The sequence below is a fragment of the Rhizobium laguerreae genome, from assembly GCF_019778565.1.
Taxonomy (GTDB): domain Bacteria; phylum Pseudomonadota; class Alphaproteobacteria; order Rhizobiales; family Rhizobiaceae; genus Rhizobium; species Rhizobium laguerreae.
Window position 1 is genome coordinate 174,931 of the sequence record NZ_JAAXQT010000002.1, and the last position, 16,297, is coordinate 191,227.

Annotated in this window: 13 protein-coding genes and 1 pseudogene; 10 read left to right on the forward strand and 4 right to left on the reverse strand. The window is 62.0% G+C overall.

What is annotated here, in order from left to right; genetic code table 11:
* The first annotated feature begins 79 nt into the window (after positions 1-79).
* Together HFO71_RS07745 and HFO71_RS07750 are read left to right on the forward strand one after the other, a co-directional pair.
* Complete coding sequence (locus tag HFO71_RS07745) at positions 80-643, forward strand: YdeI/OmpD-associated family protein (RefSeq protein ID WP_131639791.1); 564 nt, start codon at positions 80-82, stop codon at positions 641-643.
* 280 nt (positions 644-923) lie between these two features.
* Entirely contained in the window at positions 924-1,133 is a 210-nt protein-coding gene (locus tag HFO71_RS07750) for a cold-shock protein (protein ID WP_003545273.1), read from the forward strand.
* A 300-nt stretch (positions 1,134-1,433) separates the two neighbouring features.
* Here the strand turns inward: HFO71_RS07750 and HFO71_RS07755 are convergent, their stop codons facing one another.
* Positions 1,434-1,877 (reverse strand): MarR family winged helix-turn-helix transcriptional regulator, encoded by a 444-nt coding sequence (locus HFO71_RS07755; RefSeq protein WP_168257019.1) that lies wholly within the window; start codon positions 1,875-1,877, stop codon positions 1,434-1,436.
* 115 nt (positions 1,878-1,992) lie between these two features.
* Here HFO71_RS07755 and HFO71_RS07760 point away from each other — a divergent pair, with 115 nt between their 5' ends.
* Both HFO71_RS07760 and HFO71_RS07765 read left to right on the forward strand, forming a co-directional pair.
* Positions 1,993-2,397, forward strand: coding sequence for a GFA family protein (locus HFO71_RS07760; protein WP_221978878.1), 405 nt, complete (start codon positions 1,993-1,995; stop codon positions 2,395-2,397).
* Positions 2,398-2,458: 61 nt separating this feature from the next.
* The gene (locus HFO71_RS07765; protein ID WP_077977508.1) at positions 2,459-2,902 is read left to right on the forward strand and encodes a YybH family protein; all 444 of its coding nucleotides are present in this window, start codon (positions 2,459-2,461) and stop codon (positions 2,900-2,902) included.
* Positions 2,903-2,908: 6 nt separating this feature from the next.
* On the opposite strand, the gene HFO71_RS07770 is transcribed toward HFO71_RS07765, so the two are convergent.
* Positions 2,909-4,111 carry an MFS transporter gene (locus tag HFO71_RS07770; protein ID WP_221987778.1) on the reverse strand — a complete coding sequence of 401 codons (1,203 nt, stop codon included), beginning with the start codon at positions 4,109-4,111 and terminating at the stop codon, positions 2,909-2,911.
* 136 nt (positions 4,112-4,247) lie between these two features.
* On the opposite strand from HFO71_RS07770, the gene HFO71_RS07775 reads away from it, so the two are divergent.
* On the forward strand, positions 4,248-4,805 hold the full coding sequence (locus HFO71_RS07775) for a TetR/AcrR family transcriptional regulator (protein ID WP_221967613.1): 558 nt from the start codon (positions 4,248-4,250) through the stop codon (positions 4,803-4,805).
* Between the two features lie 111 nt (positions 4,806-4,916).
* Here HFO71_RS07775 and HFO71_RS07780 read toward each other — a convergent pair whose 3' ends face one another.
* The gene (locus HFO71_RS07780; protein ID WP_221987779.1) at positions 4,917-8,420 is read right to left on the reverse strand and encodes a PAS domain-containing hybrid sensor histidine kinase/response regulator; all 3,504 of its coding nucleotides are present in this window, start codon (positions 8,418-8,420) and stop codon (positions 4,917-4,919) included.
* A gap of 205 nt (positions 8,421-8,625) precedes the next feature.
* Between HFO71_RS07780 and mscL the strand changes: the two genes are divergently transcribed.
* The 5 genes and pseudogenes from mscL (at position 8,626) to HFO71_RS07805 (ending at position 14,148) form a co-directional block, all read left to right on the forward strand.
* Positions 8,626-9,063 carry a large conductance mechanosensitive channel protein MscL gene (mscL, locus tag HFO71_RS07785; protein WP_017958900.1) on the forward strand — a complete coding sequence of 146 codons (438 nt, stop codon included), beginning with the start codon at positions 8,626-8,628 and terminating at the stop codon, positions 9,061-9,063.
* A gap of 111 nt (positions 9,064-9,174) precedes the next feature.
* Positions 9,175-10,341: a pyridoxal phosphate-dependent aminotransferase gene (locus HFO71_RS07790; protein WP_077977512.1), complete on the forward strand. Its 1,167-nt coding sequence runs from the start codon at positions 9,175-9,177 to the stop codon at positions 10,339-10,341.
* 199 nt (positions 10,342-10,540) lie between these two features.
* Positions 10,541-11,575, forward strand: a complete 1,035-nt coding sequence (galE, locus tag HFO71_RS07795) for a UDP-glucose 4-epimerase GalE (RefSeq protein WP_077977726.1) — start codon at positions 10,541-10,543, stop codon at positions 11,573-11,575.
* A 108-nt stretch (positions 11,576-11,683) separates the two neighbouring features.
* Positions 11,684-13,014: pseudogene (locus HFO71_RS07800) on the forward strand (bifunctional diguanylate cyclase/phosphodiesterase).
* 81 nt (positions 13,015-13,095) lie between these two features.
* Positions 13,096-14,148, forward strand: a complete 1,053-nt coding sequence (locus HFO71_RS07805) for an enoyl-CoA hydratase/isomerase family protein (protein WP_168337676.1) — start codon at positions 13,096-13,098, stop codon at positions 14,146-14,148.
* Positions 14,149-14,159: 11 nt separating this feature from the next.
* On the opposite strand, the gene HFO71_RS07810 is transcribed toward HFO71_RS07805, so the two are convergent.
* Positions 14,160-16,217 (reverse strand): ATP-dependent helicase, encoded by a 2,058-nt coding sequence (locus HFO71_RS07810; RefSeq protein WP_221987780.1) that lies wholly within the window; start codon positions 16,215-16,217, stop codon positions 14,160-14,162.
* Between the last annotated feature and the right edge of the window lie 80 nt (positions 16,218-16,297).

Below are 16,297 nucleotides of genomic sequence, written 5' to 3' on the forward strand. Positions count from 1 at the left end.
AATTGAATGGGACAGGGTGGCTGCGGCAATCTCAACCGCAAGCAGCGCACGCCTCGCTGTCACCTGGACCGGACCGCCCATGCAACCATCAACCGATATCCTGGGATTCGCCGATCCCATGGCGTGGGAATCCTGGCTCTGCCGGCATCACGCAGCATCGACCGGCGCTTGGCTGAAGATCGGCAAGAAAAATGCGAAACGAACTCTGATCACCATCGACGAGGCGCTGGATGTGGCGCTCTGTTACGGCTGGATCGATAGCCAGCGCAAAGGATTTGACGCGAACTCCTACCTGCAGCGCTACTCGCCCCGGCGAACCAAAAGTCCGTGGTCCAAGCTCAATGTCGATCGAGTAGCAACACTCGCAGAAGCTGGCCGCATGCGGCCCGCAGGACTTGCCGAAGTCGCTGCCGCCAAAGCCGACGGACGGTGGGCTGCCGCCTACGCTCCGCAGCGCGATGCCAGCCTGCCGGACGATCTGCTGGCGGCGCTCGCTGAGAACGCTGCCGCCGGCGCTGCCTTTGCGCGGCTCGACAAGACCGGCCAATATGCAATCGTTCTTCCGCTTCTCAAGGCAACGACCCCGGAAGTGCGGGTCGCCCGCCTCGGCAAGGCGATCACCAGGTTGGCGCAGGCAGAATAGACAGTATTTTCAGCCTCTGCCCAATTCTTGCCGCCGGTTTTCCGCGCTGCTCGGCGGGGAGAGACCTGCCGGCGGTGCCTGAAACGTCGTCGATTTCCCTTGCTGCGGCCTTGTCACGGACACAATTTCCGATTACATATTCGCGCATCGATCTTGCTAGATGAACTTTGAAACGACCTCGCGTCGTTCCTGGCGAACTTCCTCCAAAATCGGTTTTCATCGCCGCTTGGCATTTATCCGAGCTGCAGTCTTCTATGAACGATTCGAAAAGGATATCGTCATGAGCACAGGTACCGTAAAGTGGTTCAACGCAACCAAGGGCTTCGGCTTCATTCAGCCGGATGACGGCGCAGCCGACGTTTTCGTCCACATCTCTGCCGTTGAACGCGCTGGCATGCGCGATCTCAAGGATGGCCAGAAGCTGTCTTACGAGCTCGTCCGCGACAACAAGTCCGGCAAGATGTCGGCAGACCGCCTCCAGGCGGCCTGAGCCTTTTACAGCGCCGCGCGTCTTCTGGACGCGCAAAGGACGCTGTAACACTTTGACTTGCTGCAAATGTGCAGCAAGTCTCTAAATATCATCTCCGGATCGTGACCACGGATGTACTGGCACGGTTCGTTGAGATAGCAGGGAAGGTCGGGTTAACCCGGCCTTTTTTTGTGTCTGGCTGGCTGATGTGGTGCCCAGTTGGCGGAGTAGCCGGCCACGGCACGACCTTAAAGAATCTTCCGTTTCGCCAAGCTGAATACGTAACCGGCGACAACAAGCCCCGCAATACAGGTAAGTCCCTCAACCGCCTACCGCCTCGCCACCATCCAGCATCTCCATGACCCGCGTCATCACCACCCGCGCCGCATCGAGTTCGGCTGAGGTAAACGCCGCGCCCAGCCCATCGGCCCATCCGGCTTGGGCGATCTCGATGACGCCGAGCCGCGCCGCTCCTTCTTCCGTCAGCCGCACCAGCTTGGCGCGCTGGTGCAGCGGGTTGTCGGCATAGGCGATCAGCCCTTCGCTTTCCAGCACGTCGGCAAGCCGCTGCACGCCCTGGCGGGCGAGGCCGAGCGCGCGGGCGATCTGCGCCACCGACATGCCGCCGCGTCGTGCCGCGGCCAACACCTGCCAGCGCGCGCTGGTTTGTCCCGCCGGCTTTGCCAACTGGTCGCCGGCGGCCGTCAGGTGGCCGGCGAGGCGGAGAGCGGTGATCGCGAATGCGGAGAACGCATCCCCCTCCATCGTCCGCTCCGGTCGATTTTGTTTGACAACATGTTGTCGATTTTGTATCTCATCCATAATGACAACATATTGTCATATGCGGAGACTGAAGGCAACGCCGGAGGAGGAGATCGCCATGAGGAAGACTTACAAGGGAAGCTGCCATTGCGGCAAAGTGCATTACGAGGTGGACATGGACCTCCAGGAGGGCACCGGCCGCTGCAATTGTTCGATCTGCGCCAAGCGCCGCTATTGGGGCGCCAACGTCAAGCCGGAGGATTTCCGGCTGATGTGCGACCAGGCGGAAACGTCCGACTATCAGTTCAACACCATGAGCGGTCATCACCGCTTCTGCCGCACCTGCGGTGTATCATCCTATGGCGACGGTTATGTCGAAGCGATCGGCGGCGCCTATGTCTCGATCAACATCGCCTGCCTTGACGATATCACCCCTGAGGAACTGGCAGCACTGCCGGTCCGTTACTCCGACGGCAGGCACGATGCCTGGTGGAACGAACCGACGGTGACGAGTTATCTCTAATCGATGTCGGATCCTCGTCCTCCCCTTCGTCCTCTGTCCATAACGGAAAAGGAGAACGATCGTGAAAGACGAAGCGAATGCCAGGATCGACGAAGAGGCGATCATCGCCATGTTGATGATGCGCGCCAAGGCGCTGGGCGAAAAGAACGCCAAGGACGTGCTTTCCTACGAAACCGAGGATGAGATCGAATTTTCGCTGGCGCCGCCGCTGGTCGGCATTGGCAAGGATGAGGCGAGCCTGCAGGCTTGGTTCGATACCTGGGAAGGCCCGATCGGCGGCGATGTACGTGATGCCAAACTGACCGTCGGCGAGGATGTCGCTTTCTGGAGCGGCCTCACGCGCATGACCGGGACCAAGACCGACGGCGCCGCCGTCGATCTGTGGTTCCGCCAGACCCTCGGCCTCGTCAAGCAGGATGGCCGATGGCTGGTTGCCCACCAGCACGCCTCGGTGCCCTTCGCCATGGATGGCAGCGGCCGGGCGCTACTCGATCTCAAACCGTGAAGACTGTCAGGCAGCACTCCCCGCGACCTTCCGCCGGTCGGCGCGAATGCTCACCAATCCGACGCCCATCAAAAGCAGGATCGCCGTCGCATAGATATCCGTCGTCAATGCGTAACCGGCCGACTTTGCCAGAAATCCGGCCAGGATCGCCGGCAGGCTGAAGGCGAGGTAGCTCTGGACATAGAAGGCCGACAGCAGCCCGGCCCGCTCGTCCGGTTTGGCGAGCGGCATAATGGTGCCGATCGAACCGAGGAAATTGGTGCCGAAACCGGCGCCGGTGAAAATCGTGCCGATCAGCAGCAGCGGCACATTGGCGAGATGCACGCCGGCAACGACGGTCAGGATGCCGATCGCCTTGGCCGACACGCCGAAAGCGAGATTGGCCGAGGCCGTCTTGCTGCGCCTGAGATAGACGGCGATTGCTCCGCTCACCATCAGCGTGGTGACGACGGCTCCACCCGTCAGCGGCGCCCGGCTGCCGGTTGTACTGGCGACCAAGGACGGGACCAGCGAGAGATAGAAGCCGGCAAGCGTCCAGTTGGCGATATTGATCGGCGTCACCAGCGAGAGTGGCCGCTTCACCTGCTTGGGAATGGTGACCCGCGGTATCAGCGAGCCGAGAGCACCCGGCCGCGTGCCGCCGGTCTCGCCTGTCAGCCAGATGGCGGCGGCCTGCAGCGTGAAGGCCAAGAGCAACAGCGCATAGACCAGATGCATCGGGAAGGGGCCATATTGGATCAAGGCGCTGGTGCCGACCGCACCCACCGCCATGCCGCAAAGCGGCGCGATCGAGTTGACGATCTGTCCCTTTGCCCGATCGACATCGACGAGCGCCGCTCCGATCGAGGCGCCGGCGATCCCCGTTGCCAGCCCCTGCACGATCCGCGCTGCGATCAGCCAGGCGGGACCGCTTGCGACGACGAAGAGGCCCATGGCGACGATTTCGAGCACTAGGGCGAAAAAGATCACCGGCTTGCGGCCGAGGTGATCCGAGATCGAACCGGCAATCAGCAGCGCCGCCAGCAGAGCGAAGGCGTAGACCGCGAAGATCACTGTGATCAGCACCGGCGCGACGGAAAAGTTTTCCTGATAGATCCGATAGAGCGGCGTCGGTGCGGCGGAGGCGCCGAAGAAGGTCGCGAGCGTCAGCGCATGAAAGCCGATCGAGGCGCGCGGCGAATTCTCGGTGGATTTGGCTGCGGCGAACATTTATAAGCCTCTTAAAGCTAAGCCGTTGCGTTAGCTTATGTAGAGCGGGCATTTCATAAAAGCAAATTATTTGCGTTAATAGGTCTGTCAAAGATTTTGAACCATCGAGGTCAAAGGGCGAAAGACGATTGCAGGCATGACAGTGAAAGAGAATCTCCGTCCGGGCGGCAGAAGCGCCCGGGTTCAGGCATCGGTACACAAGGCGGTCCGTGAGCTGATGGCCGAAATGAGCCGCGCCGAGGTGACGATCCCGCTGATTGCCGGCAAGGCGGGGGTAACGCCATCGACCATCTATCGCCGCTGGGGCGACCTGCAGGAGCTTCTCGCCGATGTCGCCGTCGATCGGCTGCGGCCGGATATGCAGCCGATCGATGCCGGCAGCGGCAAGGCCGATCTCGAAACCTGGGCCGAGCAATATGCCGAGGAAATGTCCTCCGGCCCGGGCCGCGAGATGATCCGCGACGTGCTGGCGGCGCAGGCGGGCGCGAACGCCTGCAAATGCGCTGAATTTACCCGCCAGCAGATCGGCGTCATCGCCGAGAGGGCAAAGGCCCGCGGCGAGGTCTTTCCGGATGTCGAGCGCGTCATGGACCAAGTCGTGGCGCCGATTATATACCGCATCCTGTTTGGCGACGTGCCGGCGACAAGGCGCGTGCGTGATCTGGTTGCGCGTGTCATGAGCGCAACGGACTAGAGCAATCTCAGCAAAAGTGCGTAGCGGTTTTGCGTCCGGAATTGCGTGAAAACAAGAAGATAGAGCATCTCCGTGTTTCGGAGAAAAACGGAAATGCTCTAAGTTTTTGTGTTACTCCGCGGCGGCGCGCTTGAGGCCGGAAATCTGGGTGATATAGGCGCGCAGCGCCGCCGGCCGCACCGGCTTGTGCTGGACGGCGATGCCGTATCGCTCGGCCTCGCTGCGCACCTCCGGCGTGCGGTCTGCCGTGATCAGCAAAGCGGGGATATCGGCGCCGAACCGCCGGCGCAGATGCAGGATCGCGGCAATACCGGTGCCGTCGCCGAGATGATAATCGGCGATGACGATATCAGGCGGTCCCTCCTGGCCATCGACGGTGGTGACCTCGGCGAGGCAATTGAGCGCCTCCACCTCGCAGCCCCAGCCGCTGATCAACAGCCGCATGCCTTCGAGGATCTTCGGCTCGTTGTCGATGCAGAGGATCTTCAACCCGCCCAGCGGCTGGCCCGGACGGTCGGCGGGAGCAACCGCTGCTGCCGCCGCGGCCGGGCGCGAGACGTCGAGCGGCATGGCAATGCGGAATTCCGTGCCCTTGCCATGCGTCGACTGCAGCTCGACCGGATGGTTGAGCACGCGGGCGATGCGGTCGACGATCGACAGGCCGAGCCCGAGGCCGGAGGCGGTTTTCGCGCCTTCGTCCAGCCGCGCGAATTCCTTGAACACGGTGCGGAATTTCGACGGCGGGATACCGATACCGGAATCGATCACCTGGATGATCACCTGGTTGCCGCGCCGCCGCGCCCCGACCAGCACCTTGCCGGTGATCGTGTATTTGATGGCGTTGGAGACCAGGTTCTGCACCAACCGGCGCAGCAGGTTGGGGTCGGAGCGGACGCGTAACGACGTTGGCATGACCACCAGCTTCAGCCGCTTTTCGCGGGCGATCGGCGCGAAATCGGTCTGAATACGCTCCAAGAGGTCGGAGAGCGCGACGGAGGCGAGCCGCGGCCGCATGGCGCCGGTATCGAGCCTGGATATATCGAGCACCGCGCCGAGAATGGTCTCGACCGATTCCAGCGCCGAATCGATGTTGCGCACGATCGGGCTGTTCTCGGATTGCGCCATGCGCTCGACCAAAGCCGAGGAATAGAGCCGCGCGGCATTGAGCGGCTGCAGGATATCGTGGCCGGCGGCGGCGAAAAAGCGCGTCTTACCAATATTCGCCTCGTCGGCGGCGGCGCGCGCCTCGCCGAGTTCGCGGTTAACTCGGGTAAGCTCGGCCGTGCGTTCGGCAACGCGCTGCTCCAGCGTCTCATTCGCCTGTTTCAGCGCTTTATCGGCACTGACGCGCTGGGTAATGTCGGTGAAGGTGGCGACGATGCCCTTGTCGGGCATGGCATTGGAGCGCACCTCGATAATCCGCTCGCCGCCGCCGAGCACCAGCGAGAAAGGTTTGTCGAGCGTCAGGAAATGCCGGACAGTCTGGCTGAGATCGCCGGGCGCGATGTCGCCGCGCTGGCTGAGCGTCGTGACGATTTCGGACAAGGGAAAACCGACCTGGCCGGCATTCTCCGGCAGGTCCAGCAATTGCCGGAATCGCCGGTTCCAGATCGTCAACCGGTTGGAACTGTCGAAGACGGCAATGCCTTGGTCCATCTGTGAAAGCGCCGTCTGCAGCATGTCCTGGTTATATTGCAGCGCCTCGCTCGCCTGGTCGAGCAGCCAAGCGGTGTCGGAAGAAGCATCCTCGATCTTCTGCAGGATCAACGACAGCACCAGCCGGGCCGAGGACGAGCCGATGGCGCTGCCGAGCAGCTGTTCGCTGAAGTGGATAAGCGCCATGTCGGCCGGCTGTTCATCTTCGAGCTTGCGGCCGGAGCTTTGTTCGTAGGTCGTCAGCGAGCGCTGCATGCGCTCTTCGCCGAGATAACGCGAGATCGCCGCCTTGAGATCGCCGACGCTGATGCGGGTCTTCCAGCCGCGTGTGGCAAATTGCGAGCGCGAATGCCGCTTCACGAAAATGCCGGCCTGGATGCGCTCCAGCGGCTTGGCGTTGCGGGTGAGCGAGCCGACGACGAAGAAGGCGCTGTTGACCAGCAGGCTCATCGCCGTCGCATTGACCAGCGGATCGGCGTCGGGCGCGGTGAACAATGTCGTCCCGGGAAAGATGAAGCCCAGCACGGCGCTCGCCACATAGGAATAATCGGGGCCGCCGAGCGAGGGCAGGAACAGCAGGTAGATCCAGATGACGAAGCCGGAGGTCAGCCCGAGGATCGCGCCGCGCGCATTCGCCCGCCGCCAGATCAGCCCGCCGAAAAGCGCTGGGGCGATCTGCGCGATCGCGGCAAAGGAGAGAAGGCCGATCGAGGCAAGGCCGGCGGTGCTGTCGGTCGAGCGGTAATAGGCGTAGCCGAACAGCAGCACGGCGAAGATGGCGCTGCGGCGGATGTTGAGCAGCGTCTTGGCGAAATTGTCGCGCTGGCCGGCGCGGCCGGCGAGTTTGCGCCTGAGGAAGATCGGCATGATGATGTCGTTCGACACCATGATCGACAGTGCGACGGAATCGACGATGACCATCGCCGTTGCGGCGGAGAAACCGCCGATGAAGATGATCAGTGAAATCAGAGGCATCTGGCCGGCAAGCGGCAGCGACAGCATGTAGAAATCGGCATTGCCGGTGCCGCCGAAGGTCAAGAGCCCGCCGATCGCCACCGGCAGCACGAAGAGATTGATGGCGATGAGATAGGTGGGAAACAGGAAGCCTGCGAGTTTCAGCTGTTTCGGGGTTCGGTTTTCGACAACCGTCACGTGGAATTGCCGCGGCAGCAGGATGATCGCAAAGGCCGACAAGATGATCAGGGTGATCCAGCGGCTGATCGGCGTATGGTAGCTGAGCGCCGACATGACCAGCTCGTTGTCGACGGTCTTGCGCCAGAGATCGGTCGGACCGTCGAACAGAAACCAGATGACGCAGACGCCGGCCGTCAGGAAGGCGACGAGCTTGACCACGGATTCCATCGAGACGGCGAGGATGAGGCCATCCTGATGCTCCGTCGCATCCGTATGCCGCGTGCCGAACATGATGGCGAAGCAGGCAAGCACCAGCGTTGCGGCGAGCGGCAGGTCGAGGAAATAGAGATTGCCGCTGCCGATGCCGTAATCGGAGGGATTGACCATGGCGCTGACGGTGCTGGAGATCGCCTTGAGCTGCAGCGCGATATAGGGAATGGCGCCGATCAGCGAGATCAGTGCGACGATCGTGGCGACCGTCGGGTTCTTGCCGTAGCGCGCCGCGACGAAATCGGCGACCGAGGTGAGCTTCTCTGCCTTGGCGAGCTCGATGATGCGGCGAAGCAGCGGCATGCCGAGGGTGAAGACCAGGATCGGGCCGATATAGATGCCGGCAAACTCCAACCCGCGCTGCGCCGCAAGCCCGACGCTGCCGAAATAGGTCCAGGAAGTGCAGTAGATCGCAAGGCTCAGCGCATAGACGACCGGCCATCCGCCTTCCAGTGCTCCGGGGCCGCGCTTCTTGCGGTCGCCATAGCTTGCCACGGCGAAAAGCAGGAGCAGATAGCCGAAGGCAGACGCGAATATGACCCAGCCTGGAAGCATTGACCCTCCGCCGGCAGAAAACCCGCCGGACCTCCCGTACATGGCCAGCTTAAGTCATTTCAGGCGCTTTGAAAATTGCTGGCCGTCTAGGCCTTAAGTCAAAGACCGCAGGGGAGGTATTGCCGAATAATTGCGATTGCCGATTGATTAATTGCAATGAAGATGTAGCTAATTAACACAATTGTATCAAAGGGAGACGGATCCGATGCTCAATGAGTTCAAGGCCTTTATCGCCCGTGGCAATGTCATGGATCTTGCAGTCGGCGTCATCATCGGCGGCGCCTTTGGCGGCATCGTCAAATCTTTGGTGGATGACCTTATTATGCCGATCGTCGGCGCCATTTTCGGCGGCTTCGATTTTTCGAATTACTTCCTCCCACTCTCGTCGGCCGTCAACGCGCAGTCGCTCGCCGCCGCCCGCGAGCAGGGAGCGGTGTTTGCCTATGGCAGCTTCCTCACCGTGCTCATCAACTTTCTCATTCTCGCCTGGATCATCTTTCTGATGGTCAAGGGCGTGAACACCCTGCGTGCCCAGGTCGAGCGCCAGGAAAAGGCGGCACCGGAGGAGCTGCCAGCGCCGCCGGCAGACGTTCAGCTGCTGACGGAAATCCGCGATCTTCTCGCCACGCGCCCGACGGCTTGATCCCGTCCGCTTCGGCCGGGCTTATTCATCACCAAAATCGATATGCCATCACTGGATGTCATGGGATTTGCCGGCGCAAATCCGCTATGAAGGCGGAAACCGGAGATATGCATGTCGATTGTCAGCAGCCTCAGCCCGCGCGCCCTGGCGGCGCCCGAAAGCGGGATCGTCGAACTCGTCAACTATGCCCGTGGCCGCGAAGGCCTGCTGCCGCTCTGGGTGGGTGAGGGCGATCTGCCGACGCCTGAATTCATCAGCAGAGCGGCGATGGATGCGCTTGCCGCCGGCGAGACCTTTTACACCTGGCAGCGCGGCATTCCGGAGCTTCGCCAGGCGCTTTCCGATTATTACAACAGACATTTCGAAATCCGGCTTCCGGTCGAGCATTTCTACGTCACCGGCTCCGGCATGCAGGCGATCCAGATCGCCGTGCAGGCGCTGACCTCGCCCGGCGACGAACTGGTTTACCTCTCGCCTTCCTGGCCGAACATTGCCGCCGCCCTCGAGATAGCAGGTGCGCGTTCGCTCAGTGTCGAGCTGCAGTTTGAAGGTGGCAAATGGGCGGTCGATCTTGGCCGCATCGAAACCGCGATCACCCCGAAGACCAAGGGCATATTCATCAACACGCCGTCGAACCCGACGGGCTGGACGGCAACGAAGCAGGATCTTGGCGATATCCTGGCGCTTGCCCGCAAGCATGACCTCTGGATCCTCGCAGATGAAATCTACGCCCGCTATTATTTTGCCGGCGGCCGCGCGCCCTCTTTCCTCGATGTGATGGACGAGGGCGACAAGATCATCTTCGTCAATTCCTTCTCGAAGAACTGGTCGATGACCGGCTGGCGCGTCGGCTGGATCGTCGCGCCCCCTGAAATGGGCCAGGTGCTCGAAAACCTCATTCAGTATTCGACATCGGGGGTGGCGCAGTTCATGCAGAAGGGCGCTGTCGCAGCCCTTGATCAAGGCGACGATTTCGTCGCTGCCAATATTGCCAAGGCGGCCCGCTCCCGCGATATCCTCTGCGATGCGCTAATTGCCACGAACCGCGTCGAGACGCTGAAACCGGATGGCGCGATCTATGCTTTCCTGAAGATCGACGGCGTCGCCGACAGCCGCAAGGCAGCGCTCGACATCGTCGACAAGACAGGCGTCGGGCTTGCACCCGGAACAGCCTTCGGACCGGGCGGCGAACTCTTCCTGCGCGCCTGCTTCCTACGTGACCCCACGCAGGTTGCGGTCGCGGCCGAGCGCCTCTGCAACTATATCCTCAAGCTCTGAGAAGCGTCGGCCAAGCCGATTTTGTGCCGAAATCGCCGGATCGATAAAACTCTAGCAAAGCCCGAAATCGGCCTCTAACCACGACTCCAAACATACCCGTTCAAAGGCCTTCCAAAGGCCGTGAGATAAGAAAATTGGAAAGAAAAACTGGCGCCTGATGCCCCTGCTTCTAAAAAACGAAAAAGCAGGGATGCGGGACATGGCGGTTTTGGTGACGGGCGGGGCCGGTTATATCGGCAGTCACATGGTTTGGGCGCTGCTGGATGCAGGCGAGGATGTGGTCGTGCTCGACCGTCTCTCCACAGGCTTTCGCTGGGCCGTGGCGCCGGCGGCGCGCTTCTATCTCGGCGACGTTGCCGATCCCGATATTTTGAAAAAGGTCTTCATCGAAAACGACATAGAGGCGATCATCCATTTCGCCGGCTCCGCCGTCGTCCCGGTCTCGGTCGCCGATCCGCTCTCCTACTACGACAACAATTCCGGCAAGACCCGGGCGCTGCTGAGCGCTTCGGTCAAGGCCGGTATCCGCAACTTCGTCTTCTCCTCGACGGCGGCCGTCTACGGCCAGCAAAAGACCGACCTGCCGGTGAAGGAGACGGCCCCCCTCAATCCGGAAAATCCTTACGGCCAGTCGAAGCTGATGACCGAGTTCATGCTGCGCGACGCCGCCGCCGCCTATGATTTCAACTATGTCGCGCTTCGCTACTTCAACGTCGCCGGCGCCGACCCGCACCACCGCGCCGGCCAGTCGACCTCAGGCGCCACGCACCTCATCAAGGTCGCCTGCGAGGCAGCGCTCGGCAGGCGCGACAGCGTCAATGTCTACGGCATCGATTATCCCACCCATGACGGCACCGGCGTGCGCGACTACATCCATGTCAGCGATCTTGTCGATGCGCATCTGAAAGCGCTGCAGCACCTGCGCAGGGATAAGGGTTCACTCGTTGCCAATTGCGGTTATGGCAGCGGCTATTCCGTGCTCGACGTGCTGAACATGGTCACCCGCCTGCACGGACATTCCTTCAAGATCCACATGGCGCCCCGGCGCGCCGGCGATTCGGCAAGCGTCGTCGCAGACGCTTCCCTCGCCCGGCAGGTGCTCGACTGGAAGCCCAAATACGATTCGCTGGAAACCATCGTCCAGAGCTCGCTCGATTGGGAACTGTTCCTTTCGAACAAGAATGTCGACGACCTGCACAGCATCCACCGGGCACTCGCCGCCGCGTCCTTCTGATCCAGGAACCCGTTTATCATCCCCGCGCCCGCGGGGGCCGCATGCCGTCACGTGAATAAGGAAAAATCAAGCTTTCTCTGGCTGGCTCTGGCCAACGGAAAAGAGAAGATGAAGAACTTTCTGGCCTCATTGCAGCTGCAAAAAGACAATCCGACGCTTCTGCTGGCGCAGTTCAGGGCCCTGTCGTCGCAGATTCCCATTCTCTATGTCCTGTTGGTCATCAACGCCCTTGCGGTGGCGATCACCCACCTCAAATCCGCGCCCCTTTGGCTCTCGCTCTACATTCCCGTGGCCTTGAGCGTCGTCTGTGTCTTCCGTCTCTGCTGGTGGGAGATCCGGGGCAAGGAAAACGTCACCGCCGAGCGGGCCTACAGGCTGATGAAGCTCACGATATCAGGGGCCGGCATCCTGGCCGTCGCTTTCGGCAGCTGGGCGATCGCGCTTTACCAATATGGCGACGCTTCCCAGCAGGGCCAGATCGCCTATTTCCTCGTCGTGACGGGCATTTCCTGCATCTTTTGCCTGATGCACCTGCCGATGGCGGCGGCGCTCACCACGGTCATCACCTTCTCGGCCATGGTCGCGACCTTCTTGTTCTCAGGCAATCCCGTTTTCGTGGCGACGGCCATCAGCGGCCTCTTCCTGATCCTGCCCTTCCTCAGGGTGATCAACAGCTATTTCCAGAATTTCGTCGGTCTCGTGCAATTGACCGAGGAGCTGAAGAAGAAGCAGGCGGAGGCCGAGGAACTGAACCTCGTCAACAGCCGCAATGCGCTGCATGACCAGCTGACCGGCCTTGCCAATCGCCGCAGCTTCTTTCTCTCGCTGGAAAAACGGCTGCAGAAGAATCCGTCCTCGCCGCCCGTCCTCGGCATTCTCGATCTCGACGGCTTCAAGCCTGTTAACGACGTCTTCGGCCATGCCGCCGGCGACCTCGTGCTCAAGGAGACGGCGCGCCAATGGCGCTGCTGGCCATGATCACCCGCTCGGGCATTGATCCGAAGCGCATCGAATTCGAGATTACCGAGACCGCACTGCTCTCCGATTTCGACACTGCCGACCAGGTGATCACTATGCTGCGCGCTGCCGGCATCTCGATTGCGCTCGACGATTTCGGCACCGGCTATTCGAGCCTCAGCCATATTCATCGTCTCGGCTTCGACAAGCTGAAGATCGACAAGTCCTTCGTGATGAATTTCGATCGCGATGCCCGCCGCATGAACATCACCCGCTCGGTCGCCAATCTCTGCCAGAATCTCGGCATCGCCTCCGTCGCCGAAGGCGTCGAAAGCGAAGAGATCGCCGAGGGATTGAAGGCGATGGGCGTTCGTCTGGCGCAGGGCTATCATTTCTCGCGGCCGCTGCCGCTCGAACTTGCCATCGATTACGCCGCCCGGTGCGAGGCTGATGCCTCCGCCCGTAATTCGCTGTCTGCCTGAACGAACTCTCGATCCGCCGCAAATCGACTGGAGTGATGCTTCACCGTCGTCTATTCATGGTCTCAACAGATGAGGTGGACCATGCAAGACGGCGAAGTCATCATTGAGCGGCGAGGGACTGCTGCTATCATCCGCCTCAACCGGCCGCGGGCGCTGAACAGCCTGACCCTGCCGATGATCCGGGCGATCACTGCGGCCCTTCACGACTTTGCCGGTGATCCCGAGTTGGCGAGCGTCGTGGCGACGGGAGAGGGCGAACGCGGCTTCTGTGCCGGCGGCGATATCCGCGCCCTGCATGAGAGCGCCCGCGCCGGCGATGGCCTGGCGGCAAGCTTCTGGCGTGAGGAGTTCCGCCTCAACCATATGATTGCCGCCTATCCCAAACCCTATGTCGCGCTGATGGACGGCATCACCATGGGCGGCGGCGTCGGCCTGTCGTCGCATGGCCGCCACCGCATCGTCACCGAGCGCACGCGGCTTGCCATGCCCGAAACCGGCATCGGCTATGTCCCGGATGTCGGCGCCACCTGGCTGCTGCCGCGTGGCCCCGGCGAGGCTGGAACATGGCTCGGCCTGACGGGGCTCGATATCGGCGCTGCCGACGCGATCCACGCTCGCCTTGCCGACCTTCAGATCGCTTCGTCGCGGCTGGGCGAAGTGAGCGATGCTCTCTCGGCGCTGCCGCGCGCCAGCACGTCGAGCGATGTTGATGCCGTGTTACAAGCTCTTGCGGAGCCCGCGGGAGAAGGTCGGCTGCGGCAGAACGCGGCGGTGATTGATCGCACATTCCGTTTCCACAGCGTCGAGGAAATCCTGGCAGCACTCGCCGAGGAGGAAGGCGAATTCGCCGCTGAGACGCGCCGGGTGATGCTGACGCGTTCGCCGACCAGCCTGAAGCTCGCTTTGCGGCTGCTCAGAGCCGGCCGCCGCAGCGCCTCGCTTGCCGAATGCCTCGGCCGTGAACTCGGCGCCTGTCTGCAGATGCTGGATAATCCGGATTTCTTCGAGGGCATCCGCGCTGCCGTCATCGACAAGGATCGCAATCCGCAATGGTCGCCGGCATCAGTCGAGGCTGTGGAGGTGGCTAGGGTCGAGCAATTCCTAAAACCGGCCGAGCCGCCGCTTTCACTCTGAACGCTATCCAGTTATCGCCACATGCCGCGCATGCGGGCGCCGACATCGATGCGCACCTGCCGCGCCTGGGCTTGAGCTGCCTCCGATTTTCCCTGAGGCCAGTTGCAGGCCTCGAAGAACTGCAGCAGGGTGGCCGGAATGAAGCGGCTGCGTGAGGCATAGACGTGCCGGTCGCCCTGCGAATTCTGCCCATAGGTGAAAAAGCGTTGCGGCACGACGAGGTCAAGACCATCCCGGGCGCGCGTCATCGCCACATAGAGCAGCCGACGTTCCTCCTCGATTTCGGCGGTGGTGCCGACGGCGAGATCGCTCGGTATGCAGCCGTCGACGACGTTCAGCATGAAGACCTTCGTCCATTCCTGGCCCTTGGCGGAATGGATGGTCGACAGGATGAGATAGTCTTCGTCGAGAAGCGGCACGCCCGCCTGGTCGCTGGTCGCGTCCGGCGGATCGAGGGTGAGTTCGGTGAGGAAACGCTCGCGCGAGGCATAACCGCTGCCGATCTGCTCGAGCTGCAGCAGGTCGGCCTGCCGCGTCGCTGCGTCCTCGTGCAGCCGTTCCAGATGCGGCGCATACCATTGCCGTGCCAGGCCGATCTCTGCCGGCCAGCCGGCCTTGCCGGTCTTCAGCTCCTGCAGCATCGAAACGAACATTGTCCAGTCCTCGCCGGAGCGCGGCGGTGCCGGCATGGCAGCGAGAGCAGAAATCGGGCTGGCGTCTTCGGCCATCAGATCGAGCGTCTTCTGCGCGGTCGACGGCCCGACGCCCGGCAGGATCTGCATCAGCCGGAAGCCCGCCACCCGGTCGCGCGGGTTCTGCGCGAAGCGAAGGGCGGCCAGCATGTCCTTCACATGTGCGCTGTCGAGGAACTTCAACCCGCCGAATTTGACGAAGGGGATGTTGCGCCGGGTCAGCTCGACCTCCAGCGGCCCGCTGTGATGCGAGGCGCGGAAGAGCACGGCCTGCTGCTTGAGTGTCACACCTTCCTCGCGATTGTCGAGCACCATGTCGGTGATGTAGCGCGCCTGCTCGGCCTCGTCGCGCACCGTGACCAAGCGCGGCCGCTCGGACGATTGGCGCTCGGTCCAGAGGTTCTTGGTGAAGCGCTCCGAGGCGAGATCGATGACGGCGTTGGCGGCCGCGAGGATCGGCTGCGTCGAGCGGTAGTTGCGGTCGAGCGTGACGATATTGGCGGCCGGGCTGAAGGCGGCGGGAAAGTCGAGAATATTGCGTATTGTCGCGGCACGGAAGGAATAGATCGATTGTGCGTCGTCGCCGACGACGGTCAGCCCCTGGCCCTGGGGCTTTAGCGCCAGCAGGATCGAGGCCTGCAGCCGATTGGTGTCCTGATATTCGTCGACCAGCACATGGTCGAAGCGGCTGCCGATATCCTCAGCAATCATCGCTTCGCCGACCATCTGCGCCCAGTAGAGCAGCAGGTCGTCGTAATCGAGCACGTTCTGGCTCTGCTTGGCCTCGACATAGCTGGCGAAAAGTTCGCGCAGCTGTTTCTCCCACGTCGCGCACCAGGGAAAGACGTCGCGCAGCACCAGGTCGAGCGCGGTTTCGGAATTCACCGCCCTGGAATAGATGGCAAGGCAGGTGCCTTTGGTGGGAAAGCGGCTTTCCGTCTTCGAGAAGCCGAGGTCGTGCCGGATCAGGTTCATCAGATCGGCGCTGTCTTCGCGGTCGTGGATGGTAAACCCAGGATCGAGACCGATCTGCTCCGCATAGTCGCGCAACAGCCGCGCGCCGATGCCGTGGAAGGTGCCGGACCAGGAAAGCGCGTCCGCCATGACGCCGGCATTCGCACCAAGCACGTCGCGGCAGATACGCTCGACGCGTCGCGCCATCTCGGCGGCTGCCCGGCGCGAGAAGGTCATCAGCAGGATGCGGCGGGGATCGGCGCCTTTGACGATCAGATGGGCGACCCGATGCGCCAAGGTATTCGTCTTGCCGGAGCCGGCGCCAGCAATGACCAGCAGCGGCCCGGCAATATGGCTGCCGTCGGTGAGCGTGCCGTGCTCGACGGCCATGCGCTGCTGCGGATTGAGCTTTTCGAGATACATCCAGCCGTCCGGTTGGGCTCCCGCAGAATCACCGCGGAAAGATTAGATGTTCCTTGAATGTTCGCGATTGCCGCCGCTGT